We start from the raw sequence: 21,903 nt of genomic DNA, 5'->3' as shown, positions 1-21,903 counted from the left end.
GCGGCGCAGCCGCTTCAGAAAAAATGCAAATCATCAATCCAATTCAGACAGCATTTTTTGTGCACGTTCCTTGAGCGATCCGCTGGCTTCTGCCAGCACTTCTTCGATCAAGGCACGGGCACCTTCGCTGTCGCCGATAGCGTTGAATTCCTGTGCCAAGTCAAGCTTGGTGGACAGGGGGTCATCGGCCAGATTGTGCACGGGCTGTGTTGGTGCTGCTGGCGCTGCGGCATCACCCAAGTCCAGATCGAGGGAACCGAGGTCAAAGTCCAGGTCGCTGGCTTCGGTAGTGTCTGGTGCTGCCGCAGGTTCTACGACCGGGCTAGCGGGTGATGGCAGCTCTTCTGGGGTGACGGGCGTGCTCAAGTCAAAGTCAAGGCCTGCATCGATGGCTGGTGCAGGCTCTGCCACAGAGGAGGGCGCTGCAGGCGCCGAGCTGGGCTCCGCCATGGACGGAACATCGAAACCAGAGAGGTCCAGATCCAAGCCGCTCAAATCATGGGCGCTGTCGTCTTGGGCCATCAGCGTGTCTTGTATCAACGTGGGCGGGTCTTGCGGCTCAGGGGCTGCAGACACATCGAGCTGGCTGTCCAAGACGCTTGGCAGTTCCAAGGAAGCGAAGTCGTCATCCGATGGCAGCGGCGCTGTAGGGGCAGCAGATACCGTGGATGCTGGGGTGGTGGTGGGGGCGGGTGCGGCGGCATGGCTGAGGCCGTCATCCGGCAAACCCAAATTCAGGTCTATATCGGGCAGCGGCTGGGCGGCCGCCACGGTGGCAGCGGTAGCGACTGCGGCAGCTGCGGCGTTGCCCGTGTGCTCGGGTTTGACGGAGTTCAATGCGGCGGCAAATGGCGAAGTAGGCTTGTTGCTGGCAGTGCCTGCCGCTGTGTTGGCCGCTGCGAAGAACGGGTTGGTGGGGTCCATGTGGCGGCCCATTTCCACCACCCGTTGCCATTCGGGATCTTGGCTGCTGCTGACGTCTTGCATGGCACGTGCAATGCCTTCCAGTGCCTTGATGTCATGGCGTTTGACATAGATTTCTGCCAATTTCACGTGAATCGACAAGCGGCCGGGTTGGCTGCGCAGTGCCTCCTTCAGGATTTCCTCGGCCTGCACATCACGGCCATATGCCAGATAGACATCGGCTTCGGCGACAGGGTCTACATCCCCGCCCCCATCCAGCTGGCTGGGGGAGTAGGCCATGGTGGAGGCACCCGCATCTGCGCTGCTGGTGTCAACCTGCTGACCGCCGCTGCTGCCAAAGAAAGAGTCTGGCTGCAGCTGGCTGTCTCCCAGGCTGGGGTCTTGTGCAGTTTGCGCTGTGCGGCGGCGCTTCCATGCGGTATAGCCCAGCAAGCCCAAAAGTACAGCAACCAAACCTGCACCGGCTGGCACCAAGGGGTTGTCCAGCAATTCATCCATGACCGAAGCTTCTGCCGCTGGCGTAGGCGCGGGTGCGACAGGTGCCTGCTTCTTGGCGGGTGTGGCGTCGGCTTGCGGTGTAGGGGGCGATGCTTCTTGCGCTGTCTCTGCAGAAGGCGCTGCACCCGCTTCTATCGCGGCTGGGGCATTGGCTTCACTGGCGGCTGCAGCAGTGGCGTTGGCCACTTCCAGAGAAGGTGCTGCTGCAGCGGCGGCATTCGTCACGTCTGGGGCTGCCGCTGGGGCATCAGGCTTGGTGCTTGCGGCGGCAGTCGCGGGCGCTGTATTTGCGGAGTTTTGGGCCAAGTCATTGAGCTCTGCCAAGTTGCGCTGCAACTCATTCAGGCGGTTGTCTTGGTCGCTGGCCTGCTTTTGCTCGGCTACCTTGGCTTCTGCAGCTGCATTCTGTACAGAACCCTTGGAAAGGGTCAGCTTGTCAGGTGTTTCGGCGCTGGGGCGTGTTTCTTCGACGCGCGCTTGCACCTGCCCGCCAGAGCTGCGGTCGGCAGCCTGTACGGCGGCTTGCGGCGCTTTTGATGCCAAGCTGCGGCGATAGGCATTGAAGTCACGGCTTTGCGCTGCAACGATTTGGCGGGCCTCTGTTTTGGAGGTTTCCAGTGCTTGATCGCGGCTGGGCACCTGCACGACGGCACCTGCACGAAGGCGGTTGACGTTGCCGTTGATAAATGCATCAGGGTTGCTGCGCAGCATGGCCACGAGCATTTGGTCGAGGGAAACGCCCGCCTGACGGTGGGTATTGGCAATGCGGCCTGCAGTATCGCCCGGGCGAACGCGTGTACTTGCTTCGCTGGAAGCGGCAGGCGCCGCAGGGGTTGCAGGGGTCGTGGTAGTTGTAGGTGCGGTGGCGCGCTGGCGTGGCGCTGCACTGGAGTTGTAGTTGCGAGCCGCAACCGATGGGTTGGCTGGAGCCGTGATTTGTGGCGGCGCCACCGGAGCCGGGGCATTGCGTTGCGCTGCAGGTGGGTCTAACAGCAGGGTGTAGCTGCGCACCAGACGGCCGGTACTCCACTGCGTCTCCAGCACCAAATCGACAAAAGGCTCTTGGATGGGCGTAGTGCTGCTCAGGCGCAGGCTGGCTGTGCCATCTGCGTTGCGCTGCAGTTGCACTTGGATGGAGCGTGCAGCATTGCTGTAGTCCATACCCTGAGCCCGAAAGGTTTCGGCCGAGGCGATTTGGGCGACCAAGCTATTGATTTCTGCGGCGGTGGCTTGGGGGATGGCAATTTCAGCCTGCAGGTTCTCGCCCAGTGCGGAGCGCACATTCAACGATCCCAGCGACAACCCCCACGCATCGGTGGTGGTTAGTGCAGCAGAGACAAATGCGGCTGCAGCCAAGGCTGAAAGTTTCCAACGATGCATGTTTGTGGTCACGTTCAAAATGTTGGGCCGAAGTGATTACGGCGGGTGTTCTTATTGGGGCGCTGCACGCAGCCTCTCCCACTGGTGCGACATTGGCAAAGACATTAGCAGCAATGCCAGAGGGTGACAAGCCAAGCCAAAGCCCGAAAAACAAGGCTTTTTAGGGCATGGATGTTGTCAAAGTCTTGATTATGACAAGCACAACCGCGCTGTAAGGCGGAAGTGTGCGCGCTTGCTGCCAGTTTGGCGGCGGTTGCGGCGGTCAATTCCCCTGGTGTGCGGGCGATGCTGTGTGTGGGTAGGGGATGTTGTCTGTGGGCGACAAAGCGCAAAGCACCATGGAAAGAAAAAAGGAAGCCGTAGCTTCCTTTTTTATGGGCGGCCGAGCAGGGCTTACTTGGCCAGCAGGATGCGCAGCATGCGACGCAGGGGTTCGGCAGCGCCCCACAGCAACTGGTCACCAATCACGAAGGCCGACACGTATTCGGGGCCCATGTTCAGCTTGCGCACGCGGCCCACGGCCACTTCCAGGCCGCCGGTGGTGGCAGCAGGTGTCAGTTCCTTGACGGTTTCTGCACGGTCGTTGGCCACGAACTTAACCCAGGGGTTGCCGCCCTTGATCAGTGCTTCGATCTCGGCCAAAGGCAAGTCCTTCTTCAGCTTCAAAGTCAAAGCCAAGGAGTGGCAGCGCATGGCGCCAATGCGCACGCACAGGCCGTCGACAGGAATAGTGGCGGCGGTGCCCAAAATCTTGTTCACTTCAGCCTGGCCCTTCCACTCTTCCTTGGATTGGCCGTTGGGTAGTTGCACGTCGATCCAGGGGATCAGTCCGCCGGCCAGCGGTGCGCCGAAGAATTCGGTGGGCACGTCTTCGCGGATGGTTTGGGCCACCTTGCGGTCGATATCGAGAATGGCGGAAGCAGGCGTTGCCAGCTCGTCAGCCACGGCCGCGTGTACCACGCCCATGCCCTTGAGCAACTCGCGCATGTGGTTGGCGCCGCCGCCCGAAGCTGCTTGGTAAGTCATGGAAGACACCCACTCCACCAGACCGGCCTTGAACAAGCCGCCCAGACCCATCAGCAGGATGGAGTTGGTGCAGTTGCCGCCAATCCAGTTCTTGCCGCCGGCGGCCAGCTTGGACTTGATCAGATCGTCGTTGACGGGGTCGAGCACGATGACGGCGTCGTCTTCCATGCGCAGGGAGGAAGCCGCGTCAATCCAGTGGCCGTTCCAGCCCGCAGCGCGGATCTTGGGGAACACTTCCTTGGTGTAGTCGCCGCCCTGGCAAGTGATGATGATGTCGCACTTGGACAGCTCGGCGATGTCGTTGGCGTCCTTCAGCTGGGTGTGCACCGTTGCCATGGCCGGGGCCTTGCCGCCGGCGTTGGAGGTGGAGAAGAACACGGGCTCGATCAGGTCAAAGTCGCCCTCGGCCTGCATGCGGTCCATCAATACGGAGCCGACCATGCCGCGCCAGCCCACCAAACCTACCAATTGCTTGCTCATTTTGAAACGCCCTTAAGAAGAAGTTGCGAAAACAGATGTGAAAGTGCTCAATCTGGCTTTCTGCACCCGGCTCGTCTGGCCGGAAAAGGGCGCACGACGAACCGGGCTGGGTCAGCCTTTAATCGTCGTTGTCGTGGTTGTCGCGCGCACGGCCACGCCTGCCAGCAAGGCAGTGTTGTGAGAGGCTGTAAGGATGTGGGCGGCAAACATGGACATAAATTGTAGCTTAACTAATGCGGCTTTAGAGAATCTAATCTCCGCCCGCCGCAAGGGGTTTGGCGGTGATTGTGGCGGCAAATGCACGCCACAACACCTGAAATTTTCTGTGCAGACATTAGCCGCCAGAAAAAAGCCGCGTGCGCCCTGCGCCACGCGGCTTGGGGTTTTAGACCGCCGCCAGTGCGGCCACCACGGCATCGCCCATTTCGCGGGTGGATACCTTGGTGGTGCCTTCGCTGTAGATGTCGGCAGTGCGCAGGCCGTCGGCCAGCACCTTTTGCACGGCCGCTTCGATCTTTTGTGCGGCGGCTTCTTGCTGCAGCGAGAAGCGCAGCATCATCGCCGCCGACAAGATGGTGGCCAGTGGGTTGGCAATGCCCTTGCCTGCGATGTCGGGGGCCGAGCCGTGGCTGGGCTCGTACAGACCTTGGCCTTGCGCGTTCAAGGAGGCCGAAGGCAGCATGCCGATGGAGCCGGTCAGCATGGAGGCTTCGTCGCTCAAGATGTCGCCAAACATATTGCCCGTCACCACCACGTCAAAGCGCTTGGGGTCTTTCACCAGTTGCATGGCGGCGTTGTCCACGTACATGTGGTCCAGGGCCACATCGGGGTACTGTTTGCCGATCTCGGTGACGATGTCCTTCCAGAACTGGAAAGTCTCCAGCACGTTGGCCTTGTCCACGCTGGTTACGCGCTTGCTACGCTTTTGGGCGGCCTGGAAGGCCACGTGGGCAATGCGCTCGATCTCGGGGCGCGAGTAGCGCATGGTGTCGAAGGCTTCTTCGGCGCCGGGGAAGTGACCGTCTTCGGCAATGCGGCGGCCGCGCGGCTGGCCGAAGTAGATGTCACCGGTCAGCTCGCGGATGATGAGGATGTCCAGGCCTGCCACCAGCTCGGGCTTGAGGCTCGACGCATGCGTCAGTTCCTTGTAGCAGATCGCAGGGCGGAAGTTGGCAAACAGGCCCATGTGCTTGCGCAGGCCCAAAATGGCTTGCTCGGGGCGCAGGGGGCGGTCCAGCGTGTCGTACTTCCAGTCGCCCACGGCGCCAAACAGCACGGCGTCCGATTCCATCGCCAGCTTCAGCGTGGCGGGTGGCAGGGGGTGGCCTGCGGCTTCGTAGGCGGCACCGCCTACGGGCGCGGTTTCCATCTCCAAATCCAGATCCAGTGCGTTGAGCACTTTCACGGCCTCGGCAACGATTTCGGGGCCAATGCCATCACCGGGCAAGACTGCGATTTTCATCATATTCCTCAACTTTTTGATAGCTGCTGGCGCTGGTTATTCATAGGTTTCAAATACAAAAGCATCTGAAATCTATAAATAACGAGCGCTGGCAGCTCATTTATTTATAGATATGCGTGGGCTGTTGCGTGCTCAGGCTTGGACCAGGCTGTGCGACAGCCAGGGCTTTTGCGCCAGGCGCTCGGCTTCAAAGGCCTTGATCTTGTCGGCGTGGCGCATGGTCAGGCCGATGTCGTCAAAACCGTTGAGCAGGCAGTACTTGCGAAAGGGAATCACGTCAAACGGAATTTCTTCACCCTGGGGGCGCACGATGACCTGGCGCTCCAGGTCAATCGTCAGCTCATAGCCAGGGAAGGCGTTCACTTCGTTAAACAGCAGGTCGATCGTGGTCTCGGGCAGTGCGATGGGCAGCAGGCCGTTTTTGAAGCTGTTGTTGAAGAAGATGTCGGCAAAGCTGGGCGCCAGGATGGCGCGAAAACCATACTGATCCAGCGCCCAGGGCGCGTGCTCGCGGCTGGAGCCGCAGCCAAAGTTCTTGCGGGTGAGCAAGATGCTGGCGCCCTTGTAGCGTGGCTGGTTCAGCACAAAGTCGGGGTTGGGCTTGCGTGCGGACTCGGGCACACCGGGCTGGCCGGGTTGGTCCAGGTAGCGCCATTCGTCAAACGCGTTCACGCCAAAGCCGGTCTTCTTGATCGACTTGAGGAACTGCTTGGGAATGATGGCGTCGGTGTCGACGTTTTCGCGGTCCATGGGGGCCACGAGGCCCTTGTGTACGGTGAATTTTTGCATGACGTTCGAAGTGTCCGTAGGTCAGATCAACGCGCGGCGCGTTCGATGGCGTTGCCCGCTTTTTGCACGTCTTGGCCAATGCCTTGGACGGTGTTGCAAGCGGCCAGCGTGAAGGCCAAACCGATCAAAAGAATCGTGAAGGAAGGCTTCATGACGGTATCTCCTGGTCTCGTTGTCTTGGTAAGAATGGTGTTAAGCGAACTTGCGGATGTCCACAAAGTGACCGTGGATGGCCGCTGCCGCTGCCATGGCGGGGCTCACCAGGTGCGTACGTCCGCCCGCACCCTGGCGGCCTTCGAAGTTGCGGTTGGAGGTGGACGCGCAGCGCTCGCCGGGCTCCAGGCGGTCGGCGTTCATGGCCAGGCACATGGAACAGCCGGGTTCGCGCCATTCAAAGCCGGCGGCCTTGAAGATCACATCCAGGCCTTCGCGCTCGGCCTGTTCCTTGACCAGGCCGGAGCCGGGCACGACCATGGCCAGCTTGATGTTCTTGGCCACCTTCTGGCCCAGCTTCTTGACCACGGCGGCGGCTTCGCGCATGTCCTCGATGCGGCTGTTGGTGCACGAGCCGATGAACACCTTGTCGACAAAGATGTCGTTCAGCGGCTTGCCGGGTTCCAGCGCCATGTAGGTCAGCGCGCGTTCGATGGCGCCGCGCTTGTTGGGGTCCTTTTCCTTGTCGGGATCGGGCACGGTGGCGTCCACGCCCAGCACCATCTCGGGGCTGGTGCCCCAGGTCACTTGGGGCACGATGTCGGCGGCGTTCAGCTCGACCACGTGGTCGAACTGGGCATCGGCGTCGGAGTGCAGCGTCTTCCAGTAGGCGACGGCGGCCTCCCATTCCGCACCGGTGGGCGCCAGGGGGCGGCCCTTGACGTACTGGATGGTCTTGTCGTCCACGGCCACCAGGCCGGCGCGGGCGCCGCCCTCGATGGCCATGTTGCACACGGTCATGCGGCCTTCCATGGACAGGTCGCGGATGGCCTGGCCGGCAAACTCGATGGTGTAGCCCGTGCCGCCGGCGGTGCCGATCTTGCCGATGATGGCCAGCACGATGTCCTTGGCTGTCACGCCGGGCGCGACCTTGCCGTTGACCTGCACCAGCATGTTCTTGGCCTTCTTGGCCAGCAGGGTCTGGGTGGCCATGACGTGCTCGACCTCGGAGGTGCCGATGCCGTGGGCCAGCGCGCCGAAGGCGCCGTGGGTGGAGGTGTGGCTGTCGCCGCAGACCACGGTCATGCCGGGCAGGGTGGCGCCTTGCTCAGGGCCCATCACGTGGACGATGCCCTGGCCCTTGTCCATGAAGGGGAAAAAGGCGGCTGCGCCAAATTCGGCGATGTTGGTGTTCAGCGTGGTGATTTGTTCTTTGCTGATGGGGTCTTCAATGCCGTCGTAACCGCGCTCCCAGCCGGTGGTGGGGGTGTTGTGGTCGGCCGTGGCGACCACGGAGTTGATGCGCCACAGCTTGCGACCGGCCAGGCGCAGGCCTTCAAACGCCTGCGGGCTGGTGACTTCGTGCACCAGATGGCGGTCGATGTAGAGGATGGAGGTGCCGTCTTCCTCGGTGTGGATGACGTGCTCGTCAAAAATCTTGTCGTAAAGGGTGCGGCCCATAAGTGTTCTCGTCTTCGTGGGAAAAAGTTGTCTCTGAAATTTTAGGCAGCCGCCTTGGCCGCTGGCACCCAGCCTTTGCCGAGGTGTTCCACCAGCAAACGCGATGTCACGGGCAGCGCATCAAAATCACGCGCCACCAGACTCAGCGTGCGCTGGGCCCAGCCGTCGGTCAGCGGCACACTCTTCAAATGGCCCACGCCGTGCATGAGCTCAAACGCGCGATCGGGGATCAGGCCCACGCCCAGGCCGTTGTCGATCATGCGGCACATGGCATCCAGGCTGGTGACCTGAATGCGCTGGTGTAAGGGGTGGCCCGAGCGCGCTGCGGCGCCGCGCATGGCCAGGCTGATGGAGCTGCCGCCGTGCAGGCCAACAATGTCCCACTCCAGCACTTCTTCAAAAGAAATCGATGTGCGCTGGGCCAGTGCGTGGTCTTGGGGCACCACCAGCACCAGCTTGTCGGTGCGGTAGGGGCGGGTTTGCAGGCCATTGGTGTTGGCCTGGCCCATGTTGCAAATGCCGATGTCGGCCGTGCCTTCTTGCACAGCCTGCAGCACGTCGGCGGACAGGTGCTCTTGCAAATCGATCTTGATTTGGGGGTGCTCTTTGCTGAAGGCGCCCAGGTCTTCGGGCAAGAACTGCACGATGGCCGAGATGGTGGCGTGCACGCGCACATGGCCGCGCACGCCATCGGCGTATTCCGAGAGCTCGCCTTGCATGCGCTCCAGCCCATACAGCACGTTGCGGGCATGGTGCAACAGGCTTTCGCCTGCGGGGGTGAGGGTGACGCCACGGCTGTGGCGGTACAGCAAGGCCGTATCCACGGCGGCTTCCAGATCAGACAGGCGCTTGCTCACGGCGGAAGCTGCGATGTACTCTCGTTCGGCAGCGCGACCAATGCTGCCAAGCTCACACACAGCGACAAACAACTGCAAAGAGGTCAGGTCTATACGGCGTGCAAAACTGCGCTCGGAATTTTTCATGGCGGGGAACACTTTTTCAGTCTTCTCGTTTTGAGAAGTTAAAAGCATTTTCTCACCCTGATAGGCTGCTTGTCATCGCGCTACGCGAAGTCTTGGGGCATAAAAATACCAGCAAAGCCTTCGTGGTTGGCGATGGCTGGTGTGTTGTTAGTGAAAAAGTGGGTGCCTGGCGCTGGTGTTGCATGCACTTCAAGGTGCTTCATGGCTGAAAGTAGCAAAAACAAAGCGGCACCAGCTCTTTTTTATGAAGCAGTGGCCGCTGAGTATGCAAGCCCGGCGAAGCCGCAGCTGATGGTGCTGGATACTATCCAAAATGCCAACAAGCGCTTAACTGGCAAGCACTGTGTGCTTTCAAATTTGTAGCGCGCGTGCATGCTGACAGTCCTGTTGCGGACGTGAGTCGATTCATAGAGCTGGCGATGCGTTGCAACCCCTGGAAATGAAAAAAGCCCTGCAGTGCAGGGCTTGTGGGAAGTGCGTTCAGTTAGCTGAAGAAGCGCTTGAGCTTGTCGGTCCAGCTTTCACCGTTGGGTGAATGCTTGCCGCCACCCTTTTTCAAGGATTCTTCCAGCTCGCGCAGCAGCTTGCGCTGGTATTCGGTCAGCTTCACAGGGGTTTCCACCACGATGTGGCAGTACAAATCGCCGGGGTAGCTGGAGCGCACGCCCTTGATGCCCTTGCCACGCAGGCGGAACTGCTTGCCTGCCTGGGTGCCTTCGGGAATGTCGATCGCGGCCTTGCCTTGCAGCGTGGGCACTTCAATCTCGCCACCCAAAGCGGCGGTGATAAAGCTCACAGGCACTTGGCAGTGCAGGTCATCACCTTCGCGCTCAAAGATGTCGTGTTCTTTGATGCGAATTTCAATGTACAGATCACCGGGAGGGCCGCCGTTCATGCCGGGCTCACCGTTGCCGGAAGAGCGGATGCGCATGCCATCGTCGATGCCCGCAGGAATCTTCACTTCCAGTGTTTTCTGGCGCTTGATGCGGCCTTGGCCGCCGCAGCTGGTGCAGGGCTCGGGAATGATCTTGCCCGTGCCGCGGCAGTGGGGGCAGGTCTGCTGCACGCTGAAAAAGCCCTGGCGCATTTGCACCGAGCCTTGGCCACCGCAGGTGGTACAGGTCTTGGGGCTGGTGCCGGGTTTGGCGCCGCTGCCGTGGCAGGTGTCGCAGCTGTCCCAGCTGGGGATGCGGATTTGCGCATCTTTGCCCTTGGCGGCTTCTTCCAGGGTGATTTCCATGGAGTAGCTCAGGTCGTTGCCGCGGTAGACCTGACGGCCGCCGCGTGCACCCCCTGCGCGGCCACCGCCGAACATGTCGCCAAAAATATCGCCAAAGGCTTCAGCAAAGCCACCGCCGCCGCCAAAACCGCCACCCATGCCGCTGTTGGGATCCACGCCGGCGTGACCGTATTGGTCATAAGCAGCGCGCTTTTGGCTGTCCGAGAGCATTTCGTAGGCCTCTTTGACCTCTTTGAACTTCTCTTCGGCTTCCTTGGCTTGCTCGCCCTGATTGCGGTCAGGGTGGTACTTCATGGCCAGCTTGCGGTAGGCCTTTTTCAGTTCTTCGTCCGAGGCAGTCTTGCTGACGCCGAGGACTTCGTAAAAGTCGCGTTTGGACATTGGTATTTACAGACGGTAAAAAACAGGAACGCCGCGCAAGTCGCCTTGGCAGGCGGCAGCGCGGCGGCAAGCGGTCACGTATGCCGCTGCGTCCAAATTACTTCTTCACTTCCTTGACTTCCGCGTCGACGATGTCGTCATCGCTGGAGCCTGCGGGCTTGGACTGTGCCTGCGCAGCTTCGGGAGCCGCTTCCGCGCCGCCTGCGGCTGCAGCAGCCTGGGCTTCGGCGTACACCTTCTCGCCCAGCTTCTGGCTGGCTGTCATCAGGGCCGTGGTCTTGGCCTCGATGGCTTCCTTGTCTTCACCCTTGAGGGCTTCTTCCAAGTCCTTGGCAGCAGCTTCGATGGCTTCCTTCTCGGAGGCTTCCAGCTTGTCACCATGCTCGCCCAGGCTCTTCTTGACGCTGTGTACAGCGGCTTCGCCCTGGTTCTTGGCTTGCACCAGTTCCAGCTTCTTCTTGTCGTCGGCCGCGTTCAATTCAGCGTCCTTGACCATCTGCTGGATTTCCTCTTCCGACAAACCGGAGTTGGCCTTGATGGTGATCTTGTTTTCCTTGCCGGTACCCTTGTCCTTGGCGGACACGTTCAAGATACCGTTGGCGTCGATGTCAAAAGTCACCTCAATCTGGGGCACGCCGCGTGGAGCTGCGGGAATGCCTTCCAGGTTGAACTCGCCCAGCGCCTTGTTGCCCGAAGCCATTTCGCGCTCACCTTGGTAGACCTTAATGGTCACCGCAGGCTGGTTGTCGTCTGCGGTCGAGAAGGTCTGCGCAAACTTGGTGGGGATGGTCGTGTTCTTGGTGATCATCTTGGTCATGACGCCACCCAGAGTTTCAATACCCAGGGACAGCGGAGTCACGTCCAGCAGCAGCACGTCAGAACGGTCGCCCGCCAGCACTTGGCCTTGCACGGCAGCACCCACGGCCACGGCTTCGTCAGGGTTCACGTCCTTGCGGGGTTCCTTGCCGAAGAATTCCTTGACCTTTTCCTGCACCTTGGGCATGCGGCTCATACCGCCCACCAAGATCACGTCCTGAATGTCAGACACGGAGATGCCAGCATCCTTGATGGCCGTGCGGCAAGGCGCAATGGTGCGCTCGATCAGGTCTTCCACCAAAGCTTCCAGCTTGGAGCGTGTCAGCTTGATGTTCAGGTGCTTGGGGCCGCTGGCGTCTGCAGTGATGTAAGGCAGGTTGATGTCGGTCTGCGCAGAGTTCGACAGCTCAATCTTGGCCTTTTCTGCCGCTTCCTTCAGGCGTTGCAGGGCCAGCACGTCCTTGGACAGGTCCACGCCTTGCTCTTTCTTGAACTCAGCAATGATGTAGTCGATGATGCGCTGGTCAAAGTCTTCGCCGCCCAGGAACGTGTCGCCGTTGGTCGACAGCACTTCGAACTGCTTTTCGCCATCCACATCGGCAATTTCGATGATGGACACGTCAAACGTACCGCCGCCCAGGTCATACACGGCGATCTTGCGGTCACCCTTGCCCACCTTGTCCAAGCCAAAGGCCAGTGCAGCGGCAGTTGGTTCGTTGATGATGCGCTTGACTTCCAGGCCAGCGATACGGCCTGCGTCCTTGGTTGCTTGGCGCTGCGCGTCGTTGAAGTAAGCAGGCACAGTGATCACGGCCTCGGTCACTTCTTCACCCAAGAAGTCCTCGGCGGTCTTCTTCATCTTGCGCAGCACTTCTGCGGAGATTTGGGGTGGCGCCAGCTTTTGGCCGCGCACTTCCACCCATGCGTCGCCGTTGTCAGCCTTGGCAATAGTGAAAGGCATCAGGTCGATGTCTTTTTGCACTTCCTTCTCGTCGAACTTGCGACCGATCAGGCGCTTGGCAGCGTAGATGGTGTTCTTGGGGTTGGTGACGGCCTGGCGCTTGGCGGAAGCTCCCACCAAAATTTCGCCGTCTTCCTGGTACGCAATGATCGAAGGCGTGGTGCGCGCACCTTCGCTGTTTTCGATCACGCGGGTGTTGTTGCCTTCCATGATGGCCACGCAGCTGTTGGTCGTGCCCAAGTCAATACCAATGATTTTTCCCATTTGAATGCTCCGAATACTGTGATGTTTGATTGGCTTGTAACTAAGGGTGATTACTAGGATTTCAAGCCAATTGATAAGGTTTTTTTAACGTTTATTTGGGGGCTGCCACAGTGACCAAGGCGGGGCGCAGTACGCGCTCTGCAATCAGGTAGCCTTTTTGCAGCACGGTGACTACGGTGTTGGCTTCTTGGTCTGCCGGCACGACGGAGATGGCCTGGTGCTGGTGGGGATCAAACTTGCTGCCCGCTGCAGGATTGATCAAGATGACTTTGTTGCGCTCCAGTGCGTGTTGCAGCTGGCGCAAGGTGGCATCTGAGCCTTCGCGCAATTGCTCGGCCGTTGCGTTTTGAATCGCCAAAGCGGCATCCAAGCTGTCGCACACGGGCAGCAGGCTTTCTGCAAAACTTTCAATACCGAATTTGCGCGCTTTGCTGACCTCTTCTTCAGCGCGGCGGCGCATGTTTTCGGCTTCAGCCTTGGCGCGCAGGAAATGGTCAGCCATTTCGGCGTTCTTGGCCTTGAGTTCAGCCAGCTCGGCTTGCAGGCGAGAGATTTCGTCGGCCACATTAGCGGCCATCGCAGCTTCGACTTCCTCAGGCGAGGCGTCAACAGGGGCTGCGTGGGGCGTATTGGTTTGTTCTGACATGTGGATAGCGTCTCTAAAGAGTGAACCTTGTTAGTTCACTTGGGGGCGGGTTTTGTACTTTCAAGGGCAGTTATGCCAAAGGGTATTTCAAGCCTGTGAGTGTACAAGCCCATGGGGAGTGCTTATAATCTGCCGTTTTGCCTTGCTCCACCGCTACAGGCGCAGCGGGGGGCTTAACCCAAAAGGGAGTTTTCATGCGTCATTACGAAATCATTTTGTTGATCCATCCGGATCAAAGCGAGCAAGTTCCAGCCATGCTGGAGCGCTACAAGGGCATGATCACCGCTGGCGGTGGTGCGGTGCACCGTGAAGAAGATTGGGGCCGTCGTCAACTGGCTTACATGATCAACAAGCTCGCCAAGGCTCACTACATCTGCTTGAACATCGAAGCCGACCAGGCTGTGATGCAAGAGCTGGAACACGCGTTCAAGTTCAACGACGCCGTGCTGCGTCACCTGACAGTGCAGAAGAAGAAGGCCGACACCGGCGCTTCTTCCATGATGAAGACTGTCGAGCGCGAAGAAGCTCGCAAGGCCAACCAAGCTGCTGAAGCCTAATTAGGTTTCGCTTGGAGTGGAAAACCACGTTGTCCTGAGCGCCTGTATCGAAGAGCTGCAAGCTCTGCGCTACACCCCTGCCGGATTGCCTGCCTTGGATTTGCGCCTGGTGCATGAATCCTCCCAAGTGGAAGCAGGCGTTCCGCGCAAAGTCTCAGCGGCTGTGAAAGCGGTGGCATTTGGTGCATTGGCCGAGCGACTGGCTCGTCAAGCACCCGGAAGTTCTTGGAGTTTTCAAGGATTTCTTGCCACACCGCGCAACAGCAAAACCGTGGTGCTGCACATCCAGGATATTCAACAAAATTAATTTTCAAGAGGTCCAGTAATGGCCACGTTCAAGAAATTCAACAAAGACAAGCGCCCCAAGCGCAACACCCAGTCGCTGCTGTTCAAGCGCAAGCGCTTCTGCCGCTTCACCGTGGCTGGTGTTGAAGAGATCGATTACAAGGATGTTGACACCCTGCGTGACTTCATCGCCGAAAACGGCAAGATCATCCCTGCTCGCCTGACCGGCACGCGCGCTATTTACCAGCGTCAGCTGAACACTGCCATCAAGCGCGCTCGCTTCCTGGCTATGCTGCCCTACACTGACCAGCACAAGATCTAAGGAGCAAGAATCATGCAAATTATCCTGCTCGAAAAGGTTGTGAACCTGGGTAACCTGGGTGATATCGTTAAGGTCAAGGACGGCTACGCACGTAACTTCCTGATCCCTACAGGCCAAGCACGCCGTGCTACCGCTGCTGCCAAGGCTGAGTTCGAAGCCAAGCGCGTCGAACTGGAAAAGGCTGCTGCTGAGAAGCTGGCTGCTGCACAAGCTGAAGGCGAAAAGCTCAACGGTTTCACCGTGAAGCTGTCGCAAAAGGCCGGTGTGGATGGTCGTCTGTTCGGTTCCGTGACCAACTACGACATCGCCGATGCTCTGAAGGCGCAAGGTTTTGCGTCGGTGCACAAGGCTCAAGTGCGCATGCCTAACGGTCCTATCAAGACTGTTTCCGCTTCCACCGTGGAAGTGGCTCTGCACACTGACGTGGTTGTGGAAGTGAACGTGGAAGTGGCTGGCGAAGCTGCTTAAGCGTTTGCCGAACTTCTCGGAATACTTTCCGACACACAAAAGCCACCTTCGGGTGGCTTTTGTATTTGGGTTCTGTGCTGGATGCATAAAACCGCTGTCAGTGGACGTTGAATCCGCGTGGGCAGCACTTATTTTTGAGTATTGCCAAGTGCTGGTGGCGCGCGATAGTTGCAATGCGTGCGTTGCTGGTGTGATTACTGGATGACGCCAGCAGCGCTGGGCGCTACGATCACTGGCTTGTCTTTTTGTGGGTTGTTGATAGATGTCCTCCGTAATGCCGCCGTTGGAAGATGATGTGTTTGGTGTCCCTGTGCCTGATGAAGATCAGCAGGTAGCCAAACTGCGCCTGCCGCAGTACTCCATGGAGTCAGAGTCCAGCGTGCTGGGTGGCTTGTTGATGGACAACAACGCCTGGGACCGGGTGGGTGATTTGCTCACCGACAACGATTTCTATCGCCATGAGCACAAGCTGATCTTTGCGGCGATTGGCAAGCTGATCAACGACAGCAAGCCTGCCGACGTGATCACGGTGTTTGAGCACCTGCAGGGCATGGGCAAGGCGGACGAGGTAGGGGGCATTCTCTACCTGAACCAGCTGGCGCAGTATGTGCCCAGTGCCACCAATATCCGCCGCTATGCGGAAATCGTGCGCGAGAAAGGCATTCTGCGCAAACTGCTGACGGTGAGCGATGAGATTGCCACCAATGCGCTGAACCCCCAGGGCAAGCCGGTGGAGCGTATTCTGGACGAGGCGGAGCAGAAGATCTTTGCGATTGGCGAAGAAGGCTCGCGCATGAAGCAGGGCTTTCAGAGCATGGATGTGCTGGTGGGTGACCTGCTGGACCGTGTGCAGGAGATGGCCGATAACCCCATGGATGTGACTGGGGTGCCCACGGGCTTTGCCGATCTCGATCGCATGACCAGCGGCCTGCAAGCGGGTGACCTGGTGGTGCTGGCGGCGCGCCCGTCCATGGGTAAAACCTCGTTCGCGGTGAATATTGCAGAGCACGTGGCGCTCAATGAAGGTCTGCCGGTGGCCATTTTCTCGATGGAAATGGGTGCCGCCCAACTAGCGGTGCGTATCGTTGGCTCGATTGGCAAGGTCAACCAGGGCAATTTGCGCACCGGCAAGCTGGAGCACGATGAGTGGGCGCGGCTGACCGAGGCGGTGGAAAAGTTGAGCCAAATCTCGCTGCACATTGACGAAACCCCGGGCCTGACGCCTTCGGAGCTGCGTGCCAACGCCCGCCGTCTGTCGCGTACCTGCGGCAAGCTGGGTCTGATCGTGGTTGACTATTTGCAGCTGATGAGTGGCTCCAGCGGCGGTGGTGGCGACAACCGTGCGACCGAACTGGGTGAAATCTCCCGTGGTTTGAAGATGCTGGCCAAGGAGTTGCAATGCCCGGTGATTGCCCTGTCGCAGCTCAACCGCTCGGTGGAGCAGCGCACCGACAAACGCCCCATGATGAGTGACTTGCGCGAATCGGGTGCCATCGAGCAGGACGCGGACATCATCATGTTCATCTACCGCGACGACTACTACAACAAAGACTCTAAAGAGCCGAACGTGGCCGAAGTCATCATCGGTAAACAGCGTAACGGCCCTACCGGCACGGTGAAACTGTTCTTTCAGAAGAACCAGACGCGCTTTGAGAACCTGGCCATGGGGTATGGCAGCGACGAGTATTGAGTGCTGGGTGTTGGCGCAAAGCGATGACGCCATAGATGACGCAAAAGAAAAAGGCCTTGCAATGCTGCATGGCCTTTTTTTATGGTTTGAATAAAAAGTGAGCTGCTAGCGCTTGATATTCATAGACTTTAGATGGTTTTGTATCTGAAGTTGTTGATTGCTCGACGCAAGCAGCTTCTTTTTTGAAAGCGCTACATGCGCACCAGGTAGATCAGCAAGCCCATTACCACCACGCTCAGCACGCCGCAGGCCCATGCTAGGCGCGTAGCACCAGTGCGCAAAATGCCCACGGTTTTGACGATTTGTGCCTGCTGCTCCGCCATTTTCTCCAGCACTAGGTTGGATGCGCGCTGGGCGGCTTCCAGGTGCTGAATGCGCGCCTCCAACTGCGCCACTTGCTGCAGCGCCAATTCACCGGCATTGCTGGCCAGCGAAGGCTGAGCAGCGTGCAGCGAAGCGGCTTGCTCGGCTTCTTCCTGGGTCTGTTCGGGACTTTTTTTCATCAGTCCCTTGGCGGCTTTGAGCACCGAAGGCGCAGCCTGAATCACATCGCCCCACGGCACCATTTTGAGTGCAGTCACCCAACTGATGGCCATTTACAGCACCTCGCTGGCAAAGTCCGCCAAGCGCGAGCGTTCGCCGCGTGCCAGCTGGATGTGGCCGCCGTGCGCCCAGCCCTTGAAGCGGTCTACCGCAAAGGTCAGGCCCGAGCTGCCTTCAGTCAGATAGGGGGTGTCGATCTGTGCCAAGTTGCCCATGCAGATGATCTTGGTGCCGGGGCCGGCACGGGTGATCAAGGTCTTCATTTGCTTGGGCGTCAGGTTCTGCGCTTCGTCGATGATGACGTATTTGTTCAAGAATGTGCGGCCCCGCATGAAGTTCATGCTCTTGATTTTGATGCGGCTGCGGATCAGTTCATTGGTGGCTGCGCGCCCCCATTCGCCGGGGTTGCCGCCGTCGCCCTTGGCCAGAAATTCGAGGTTATCGTCCAGGGCGCCCATCCATGGGCCCATTTTCTCTTCCTCGGTACCGGGCAAAAAGCCAATGTCCTCGCCCACGCTCACGGTGGCGCGGGTCATGATGATTTCGGTGTAACGGCGGTCATCCAGCACTTGTGCCAAGCCAGCAGCCAGTGCCATCAAGGTCTTGCCCGTGCCTGCCGTGCCGGTGAGTGAAACAAAGTCCACATTCGGATCCATCAGCAGGTTCAGGGCGAAGTTTTGCTCGCGGTTGCGTGCGTTCACGCCCCAGACATTGTGTTTGGCGCTGCTGTAGTCGCGCAGGGTTTCCAGCACCACGGTTTTGTCGCGGATTTCCGCCACGCGCGCGTGCAAGCTGGGCTCGCCGGGTGCCTCAAAGTACACATACTGATTGACCAGCATCTGGCCCGACAGCGGGCTGGTGAAGCTGTAGAGCGTTTTGCCACGGTCTTGCCAGCTTTCCACCTGTTTGGCCTTCTTCCAGAAGTCGGCAGGCAGGGCCAGGCTGCCCGTATAGAGCAGATCGCCGTCCTCCAGCGTTTTGTCGTTGCGGTAGTCCTCGGCAGGCAGGCCCAGTGCGCGTGCCTTGACGCGCATATTGATGTCCTTGGACACCAAAATCACTTCCTGTTGGCCGAGCTTGACGGCGCGCAGCGCTTGTACCACGCCCAAAATCTGGTTATCGGCCTTGCCTTGGGGTAGGCTGGAAGGCAGCTTGTAATCCAGCGGCACGGTCTGGAAGAACAGGTGGCCCGTGGCGCCCTTGTGGCCGCTGGCGTCCAGGCGCAGCCCGGTGGCCAGGTCGGCGTCTTGCTGGGCATCAACCAGTGCATCCAAGGTGCGGCTGACCTGGCGGCCATTGCGCGCCACTTCGGTCATGCCGCGTTTGTGTGCATCCAACTCTTCCAGCACCACCATCGGCAAGAAGATGTCGTGCTCTTCAAAGCGGAACAAGCTGGTGGGGTCGTGCAGCAGCACATTCGTATCCAGCACAAACAGGCAGGACTGCTGGGTGCGCTTTTTGTGGGTGGTGGCAGCCTTGGTTTTGCCCTTGGTGGGTTGGCTGGGCGTAGCTGGTGCAACTGCTGCGGTGGGCACTGGCGTAGCGGTGGCAACAGGCATGGTGGCTGCCGTAACGGCAGGCGCGGGTTTTACTGCGGGCGACTGTTTGATGCTTGCCTGTGCCGCAGCGCGCTGCTGGGCCAGTTGTTTGGCGGCAGCCGTGGTGGCAGCACTGGCGCTGCCCGAGGTTTTGTTGCGACTGCGGGCGGGTGCTGCAGAAGCTGCAGGTTCTGCGGCGATGGCCGTCGCAACGGTGCTGGGCAAGTCTTCGTCCAAGTCGATGACCGGGGGCTTTGCCGCAGCGGCACGTTTGCTGGTGTCAGCAGTGACGTTGAAGGCTTCCTTGGCAACGCGCGCAGCGCGCTTGGTAGGGGCTGGAGGCAGTGGCATAAGCGTTTCAGTCCTTGTTTTCAGGGCTGTAAAAAACACAAAGCCGCTGGGCGCAGGCCCGAGCGGCTTTGGAAGAGAAGGATTTGTAATGCTGGTTCAATACGCGCAAAGGCATGCGATCCATTATGCATGTCTTGGCGCTGGCATGAATGCCAGCGCCAAGAATGTAGGGTTTAGGCAGCCTTCTTGGCGGCCGTCTTCAAGGCTTTTACGGCCTTCAGAACTTCATCCACGTGACCGGGGACTTTCAGGCCGCGCCACTCTTGCGCCAAGATGCCGTTGGTATCAATCAAGAATGTGGAGCGCTCAATGCCCTTGACCTTCTTGCCGTACATGATCTTGTTTTTGACCACGCCAAACATGTGGCACATTTTTTCTTCGGTGTCCGCGATCAGCTCGAAGGGCAGCTCCAGCTTCTCCTTGAAGTCGTCGTGCGACTTCATGTTGTCGCGCGAAACACCGAACACCACGGCGCCTGCCTTTTCGAAGTCCTTGAACTTGTCGCGGAACTGCATGGCCTCTGTGGTGCAACCAGGTGTGTTGTCCTTCGGATAGAAGTACAGAATCACAATCTGGCCGTTGTGCGAGGTGTTGGAAACCTTCACGCCACCTGTCGCATTGGCTTCAAATTCGGGAAGGGGTTTGTTGACAACGATCGCCATGCGCTTTTATCTCTCGGGAGTAGTCGTTGGAATGCCGAGGGGTGTAGGGTAAGTATTGCTTTTATGGATAAGTACGCCCCCGACCGCAACCTGCAATTTTACCCCGAAACGTTGAATTTGACGAGCCCCCTGCGGATATTACTCCAACAACAGTGCGGCTATCACGTTGCGGCCTTCTGCTGCTAAAACGTTGTAAGTACGGCAGGCGGCATGGGTATCCATGGTTTCGAATCCGATGCGTTTTTGCATCAGGGCTTGGAGCCAGGAAGGGTGGACAAAGCGCAGCTTGTCGCCGGAGCCAAAAATGATGAGTTCGGCGTTGAGTTCGGCCAGCTCGACAAAGTGCTGGGCGGTGAGCGAAGCAAAGTTGCTGCAATTCCAAGGGCGTAAAAAGCCGCTGGCACCAAGCAGAACACTGCCGGAGTGCTCTTTTTTATCAATGGCGACCCAGCCGGGGCCATAGCCTGTGACCATTTGCACATCAGCGCGATCGGCATGGAGTTGCATAGAGATTCCTTCTTGGGCAGTTCGTGGAAATGCTCGGGGTGCTGTCCCCTCTGTGTGCAAGGAGCATGGGCACCTCGGTTTACGGGAGGCGCTGCGCCCGATCTGTGTTCAAATTATAGGTTTCACCGGGGCGCAAGCGCGCTTCGGCGCCACTTCGAGCCAACTGGAAAATCCTCCTATGAAGACCGTCCAAAAATCCGCCAAATTAGCCAACGTCTGTTATGACATCCGCGGGCCGATCATGGATGCGGCGAAACAAATGGAGGAAGACGGCCACAAGATCATCAAGCTCAACATCGGCAACTTGGCGGTGTTTGGCTTTGATGCGCCGGAAGAAATCCAGCAGGACATGATCCGCAATCTGCCCAACTCGGCCGGTTACTCGGACAGTCGCGGCATTTTTGCGGCGCGCAAGGCAGTGATGCATGAAACCCAGCACCAGGGCATCAAGGGGGTCACGCTCGACGATATCTACCTGGGCAATGGCGCTTCCGAGCTGATCAACCTGGCTACCAATGCGTTGCTGGACAACGGCGACGAGTTGCTGGTGCCGGCGCCTGACTACCCGCTGTGGACGGCAGCCACCAGCCTCTCGGGCGGCACGCCCGTGCACTATATGTGCGATGAGGCGAATGGCTGGATGCCCAATCTGGACGACATTCGCGCCAAAGTCACGCCGCGTACCAAGGGCATTGTGGTCATCAACCCCAACAACCCCACAGGGGCCTTGTATTCCAAGGAGTTGTTGCTGAGCATCATTGAAATTGCCCGTCAGCACGGCTTGGTGATTTTTGCCGATGAGGTGTATGACAAGGTGCTGTATGACGACGTCAAGCACGTGCCCATGGCCAGCTTGTCGACGGACGTGCTGACGCTGACGTTCAATTCCCTGTCCAAGGCGTACCGCTCCTGCGGCTATCGCGCGGGCTGGATGGTGATTTCTGGCGACAAAAAGCCCGCCAAGGATTACATCGAGGGCATCAACATGCTCTCCAACATGCGCTTGTGCGCCAACGTGCCTGGGCAGTGGGCGGTACAGACGGCGCTGGGGGGCTACCAGTCCATCAAGGATTTGGTGTGTGAAGGAGGGCGCCTGCGTGTGCAGCGTGACCTGGCGTGGGAGATGATCAACGCCATTCCGGGCGTCAGCTGTGTCAAGCCCCAAGGCGCGTTGTACATGTTCCCGCGCCTGGATCCCGAGATTTACCCCATCACCAACGACCAGGAATTCTTCCTGGAAGTGCTGCAAGAAACCAAGGTCATGCTGGTGCAAGGCACCGGTTTTAACTGGCCCCATCCGGACCACTTCCGCATTGTGTTCCTGCCCCATGAGGCTGACCTGCGCGAAGCCATCAACCGTTTGGCAGACTTCCTGGCGAAATACCGCCAGCGCCACGGTACCGACAAGCTGGCAGCTTCCAAAGCTGCAGGCAAAGGCAAAGCCAAACTGCACGTGGCGGCCTAAAATTTTCTGATAGCTGCAAGCGCAGACTCCATAAGCGCTGCAGCCCTTTTT

Annotated in this window: 21 protein-coding genes; 7 read left to right on the top strand and 14 right to left on the bottom strand. The window is 59.1% G+C overall.

Annotated features, from left to right (window positions below; translation table 11 throughout):
* Positions 1-33: 33 nt before the first annotated feature.
* The 7 genes from QEP12_RS03305 to QEP12_RS03275 all read right to left on the bottom strand — a co-directional run bounded on the left by QEP12_RS03305 (position 34) and on the right by QEP12_RS03275 (position 9,156).
* Positions 34-2,802 carry a motility hub landmark protein FimV gene (locus tag QEP12_RS03305; RefSeq protein ID WP_284213331.1) on the bottom strand — a complete coding sequence of 923 codons (2,769 nt, stop codon included), beginning with the start codon at positions 2,800-2,802 and terminating at the stop codon, positions 34-36.
* Positions 2,803-3,195: 393 nt separating this feature from the next.
* Positions 3,196-4,308, bottom strand: coding sequence for an aspartate-semialdehyde dehydrogenase (gene asd / locus QEP12_RS03300; protein ID WP_284213330.1), 1,113 nt, complete (start codon positions 4,306-4,308; stop codon positions 3,196-3,198).
* A gap of 385 nt (positions 4,309-4,693) precedes the next feature.
* Positions 4,694-5,770, bottom strand: a complete 1,077-nt coding sequence (gene leuB / locus QEP12_RS03295; protein WP_284213329.1) for a 3-isopropylmalate dehydrogenase — start codon at positions 5,768-5,770, stop codon at positions 4,694-4,696.
* Between the two features lie 132 nt (positions 5,771-5,902).
* The gene (leuD, locus tag QEP12_RS03290; protein ID WP_284213328.1) at positions 5,903-6,559 is read right to left on the bottom strand and encodes a 3-isopropylmalate dehydratase small subunit; all 657 of its coding nucleotides are present in this window, start codon (positions 6,557-6,559) and stop codon (positions 5,903-5,905) included.
* Between the two features lie 26 nt (positions 6,560-6,585).
* Positions 6,586-6,711 (bottom strand): entericidin A/B family lipoprotein, encoded by a 126-nt coding sequence (locus QEP12_RS03285; protein WP_174863046.1) that lies wholly within the window; start codon positions 6,709-6,711, stop codon positions 6,586-6,588.
* Positions 6,712-6,751: 40 nt separating this feature from the next.
* Positions 6,752-8,173 carry a 3-isopropylmalate dehydratase large subunit gene (gene leuC, locus QEP12_RS03280; RefSeq protein WP_043379100.1) on the bottom strand — a complete coding sequence of 474 codons (1,422 nt, stop codon included), beginning with the start codon at positions 8,171-8,173 and terminating at the stop codon, positions 6,752-6,754.
* A 41-nt stretch (positions 8,174-8,214) separates the two neighbouring features.
* Entirely contained in the window at positions 8,215-9,156 is a 942-nt protein-coding gene (locus QEP12_RS03275; RefSeq protein ID WP_284213456.1) for a LysR family transcriptional regulator, read from the bottom strand.
* A 201-nt stretch (positions 9,157-9,357) separates the two neighbouring features.
* Here QEP12_RS03275 and QEP12_RS03270 point away from each other — a divergent pair, with 201 nt between their 5' ends.
* Positions 9,358-9,519, top strand: coding sequence for a hypothetical protein (locus QEP12_RS03270; protein WP_284213327.1), 162 nt, complete (start codon positions 9,358-9,360; stop codon positions 9,517-9,519).
* Between the two features lie 121 nt (positions 9,520-9,640).
* Here the strand turns inward: QEP12_RS03270 and dnaJ are convergent, their stop codons facing one another.
* The 3 genes from dnaJ to grpE form a co-directional block, all read right to left on the bottom strand.
* Positions 9,641-10,777, bottom strand: coding sequence for a molecular chaperone DnaJ (dnaJ, locus tag QEP12_RS03265; RefSeq protein WP_284213326.1), 1,137 nt, complete (start codon positions 10,775-10,777; stop codon positions 9,641-9,643).
* A gap of 97 nt (positions 10,778-10,874) precedes the next feature.
* Positions 10,875-12,818, bottom strand: a complete 1,944-nt coding sequence (gene dnaK, locus QEP12_RS03260; RefSeq protein WP_284213325.1) for a molecular chaperone DnaK — start codon at positions 12,816-12,818, stop codon at positions 10,875-10,877.
* A gap of 91 nt (positions 12,819-12,909) precedes the next feature.
* Entirely contained in the window at positions 12,910-13,464 is a 555-nt protein-coding gene (gene grpE / locus QEP12_RS03255; RefSeq protein ID WP_219163970.1) for a nucleotide exchange factor GrpE, read from the bottom strand.
* Between the two features lie 194 nt (positions 13,465-13,658).
* On the opposite strand from grpE, the gene rpsF reads away from it, so the two are divergent.
* From rpsF to dnaB, 5 genes are all read left to right on the top strand, one after another.
* Positions 13,659-14,021: a 30S ribosomal protein S6 gene (rpsF, locus tag QEP12_RS03250; RefSeq protein WP_219163971.1), complete on the top strand. Its 363-nt coding sequence runs from the start codon at positions 13,659-13,661 to the stop codon at positions 14,019-14,021.
* Positions 14,022-14,037: 16 nt separating this feature from the next.
* On the top strand, positions 14,038-14,328 hold the full coding sequence (gene priB / locus QEP12_RS03245; protein ID WP_174863052.1) for a primosomal replication protein N: 291 nt from the start codon (positions 14,038-14,040) through the stop codon (positions 14,326-14,328).
* Positions 14,329-14,346: 18 nt separating this feature from the next.
* The gene (rpsR, locus tag QEP12_RS03240) at positions 14,347-14,628 is read left to right on the top strand and encodes a 30S ribosomal protein S18 (RefSeq protein WP_166069388.1); all 282 of its coding nucleotides are present in this window, start codon (positions 14,347-14,349) and stop codon (positions 14,626-14,628) included.
* A 12-nt stretch (positions 14,629-14,640) separates the two neighbouring features.
* Positions 14,641-15,096 carry a 50S ribosomal protein L9 gene (rplI, locus tag QEP12_RS03235; RefSeq protein WP_174863053.1) on the top strand — a complete coding sequence of 152 codons (456 nt, stop codon included), beginning with the start codon at positions 14,641-14,643 and terminating at the stop codon, positions 15,094-15,096.
* Positions 15,097-15,358: 262 nt separating this feature from the next.
* On the top strand, positions 15,359-16,786 hold the full coding sequence (gene dnaB, locus QEP12_RS03230; RefSeq protein ID WP_219163973.1) for a replicative DNA helicase: 1,428 nt from the start codon (positions 15,359-15,361) through the stop codon (positions 16,784-16,786).
* A gap of 191 nt (positions 16,787-16,977) precedes the next feature.
* Here dnaB and QEP12_RS03225 read toward each other — a convergent pair whose 3' ends face one another.
* The 4 genes from QEP12_RS03225 to QEP12_RS03210 form a co-directional block, all read right to left on the bottom strand.
* Positions 16,978-17,382 (bottom strand): hypothetical protein, encoded by a 405-nt coding sequence (locus QEP12_RS03225; protein ID WP_219163974.1) that lies wholly within the window; start codon positions 17,380-17,382, stop codon positions 16,978-16,980.
* On the bottom strand, positions 17,383-19,218 hold the full coding sequence (locus QEP12_RS03220) for a PhoH family protein (RefSeq protein ID WP_284213323.1): 1,836 nt from the start codon (positions 19,216-19,218) through the stop codon (positions 17,383-17,385). It lies immediately after the preceding gene.
* Between the two features lie 173 nt (positions 19,219-19,391).
* Positions 19,392-19,880 carry a peroxiredoxin gene (locus QEP12_RS03215; RefSeq protein ID WP_174863055.1) on the bottom strand — a complete coding sequence of 163 codons (489 nt, stop codon included), beginning with the start codon at positions 19,878-19,880 and terminating at the stop codon, positions 19,392-19,394.
* A 138-nt stretch (positions 19,881-20,018) separates the two neighbouring features.
* Entirely contained in the window at positions 20,019-20,387 is a 369-nt protein-coding gene (locus tag QEP12_RS03210; RefSeq protein ID WP_174863056.1) for an Mth938-like domain-containing protein, read from the bottom strand.
* A 178-nt stretch (positions 20,388-20,565) separates the two neighbouring features.
* Between QEP12_RS03210 and QEP12_RS03205 the strand changes: the two genes are divergently transcribed.
* Positions 20,566-21,852: a pyridoxal phosphate-dependent aminotransferase gene (locus QEP12_RS03205; protein ID WP_219163977.1), complete on the top strand. Its 1,287-nt coding sequence runs from the start codon at positions 20,566-20,568 to the stop codon at positions 21,850-21,852.
* Positions 21,853-21,903: the final 51 nt, after the last annotated feature.

Source organism: Comamonas jiangduensis (assembly GCF_030162955.1).
GTDB lineage: Bacteria > Pseudomonadota > Gammaproteobacteria > Burkholderiales > Burkholderiaceae_C > Comamonas > Comamonas jiangduensis.
The sequence above is the reverse complement of the archived record's forward strand: the minus strand, read 5'-3'. Positions and strand labels throughout refer to the sequence as shown.

Excerpts from the sequence above, each read along its gene's own strand:
- asd (WP_284213330.1), bottom strand. The coding sequence starts at position 4,308 with ATGAGCAAGCAATTGGTAGGTTTGGTGGGCTGGCGCGGCATGGTCGGC.
- QEP12_RS03215 (WP_174863055.1), bottom strand. The coding sequence starts at position 19,880 with ATGGCGATCGTTGTCAACAAACCCCTTCCCGAATTTGAAGCCAATGCG.
- QEP12_RS03285 (WP_174863046.1), bottom strand. The coding sequence starts at position 6,711 with ATGAAGCCTTCCTTCACGATTCTTTTGATCGGTTTGGCCTTCACGCTG.
- rpsR (WP_166069388.1), top strand. The coding sequence starts at position 14,347 with ATGGCCACGTTCAAGAAATTCAACAAAGACAAGCGCCCCAAGCGCAAC.
- dnaK (WP_284213325.1), bottom strand. The coding sequence starts at position 12,818 with ATGGGAAAAATCATTGGTATTGACTTGGGCACGACCAACAGCTGCGTG.
- leuD (WP_284213328.1), bottom strand. The coding sequence starts at position 6,559 with ATGCAAAAATTCACCGTACACAAGGGCCTCGTGGCCCCCATGGACCGC.
- QEP12_RS03220 (WP_284213323.1), bottom strand. The coding sequence starts at position 19,218 with ATGCCACTGCCTCCAGCCCCTACCAAGCGCGCTGCGCGCGTTGCCAAG.
- leuB (WP_284213329.1), bottom strand. The coding sequence starts at position 5,770 with ATGAAAATCGCAGTCTTGCCCGGTGATGGCATTGGCCCCGAAATCGTT.
- grpE (WP_219163970.1), bottom strand. The coding sequence starts at position 13,464 with ATGTCAGAACAAACCAATACGCCCCACGCAGCCCCTGTTGACGCCTCG.
- QEP12_RS03210 (WP_174863056.1), bottom strand. The coding sequence starts at position 20,387 with ATGCAACTCCATGCCGATCGCGCTGATGTGCAAATGGTCACAGGCTAT.
- leuC (WP_043379100.1), bottom strand. The coding sequence starts at position 8,173 with ATGGGCCGCACCCTTTACGACAAGATTTTTGACGAGCACGTCATCCAC.
- QEP12_RS03305 (WP_284213331.1), bottom strand. The coding sequence starts at position 2,802 with ATGCATCGTTGGAAACTTTCAGCCTTGGCTGCAGCCGCATTTGTCTCT.
- dnaJ (WP_284213326.1), bottom strand. The coding sequence starts at position 10,777 with ATGTCCAAACGCGACTTTTACGAAGTCCTCGGCGTCAGCAAGACTGCC.
- QEP12_RS03205 (WP_219163977.1), top strand. The coding sequence starts at position 20,566 with ATGAAGACCGTCCAAAAATCCGCCAAATTAGCCAACGTCTGTTATGAC.
- QEP12_RS03275 (WP_284213456.1), bottom strand. The coding sequence starts at position 9,156 with ATGAAAAATTCCGAGCGCAGTTTTGCACGCCGTATAGACCTGACCTCT.
- QEP12_RS03270 (WP_284213327.1), top strand. The coding sequence starts at position 9,358 with ATGGCTGAAAGTAGCAAAAACAAAGCGGCACCAGCTCTTTTTTATGAA.
- QEP12_RS03225 (WP_219163974.1), bottom strand. The coding sequence starts at position 17,382 with ATGGCCATCAGTTGGGTGACTGCACTCAAAATGGTGCCGTGGGGCGAT.
- dnaB (WP_219163973.1), top strand. The coding sequence starts at position 15,359 with ATGTCCTCCGTAATGCCGCCGTTGGAAGATGATGTGTTTGGTGTCCCT.
- rplI (WP_174863053.1), top strand. The coding sequence starts at position 14,641 with ATGCAAATTATCCTGCTCGAAAAGGTTGTGAACCTGGGTAACCTGGGT.
- rpsF (WP_219163971.1), top strand. The coding sequence starts at position 13,659 with ATGCGTCATTACGAAATCATTTTGTTGATCCATCCGGATCAAAGCGAG.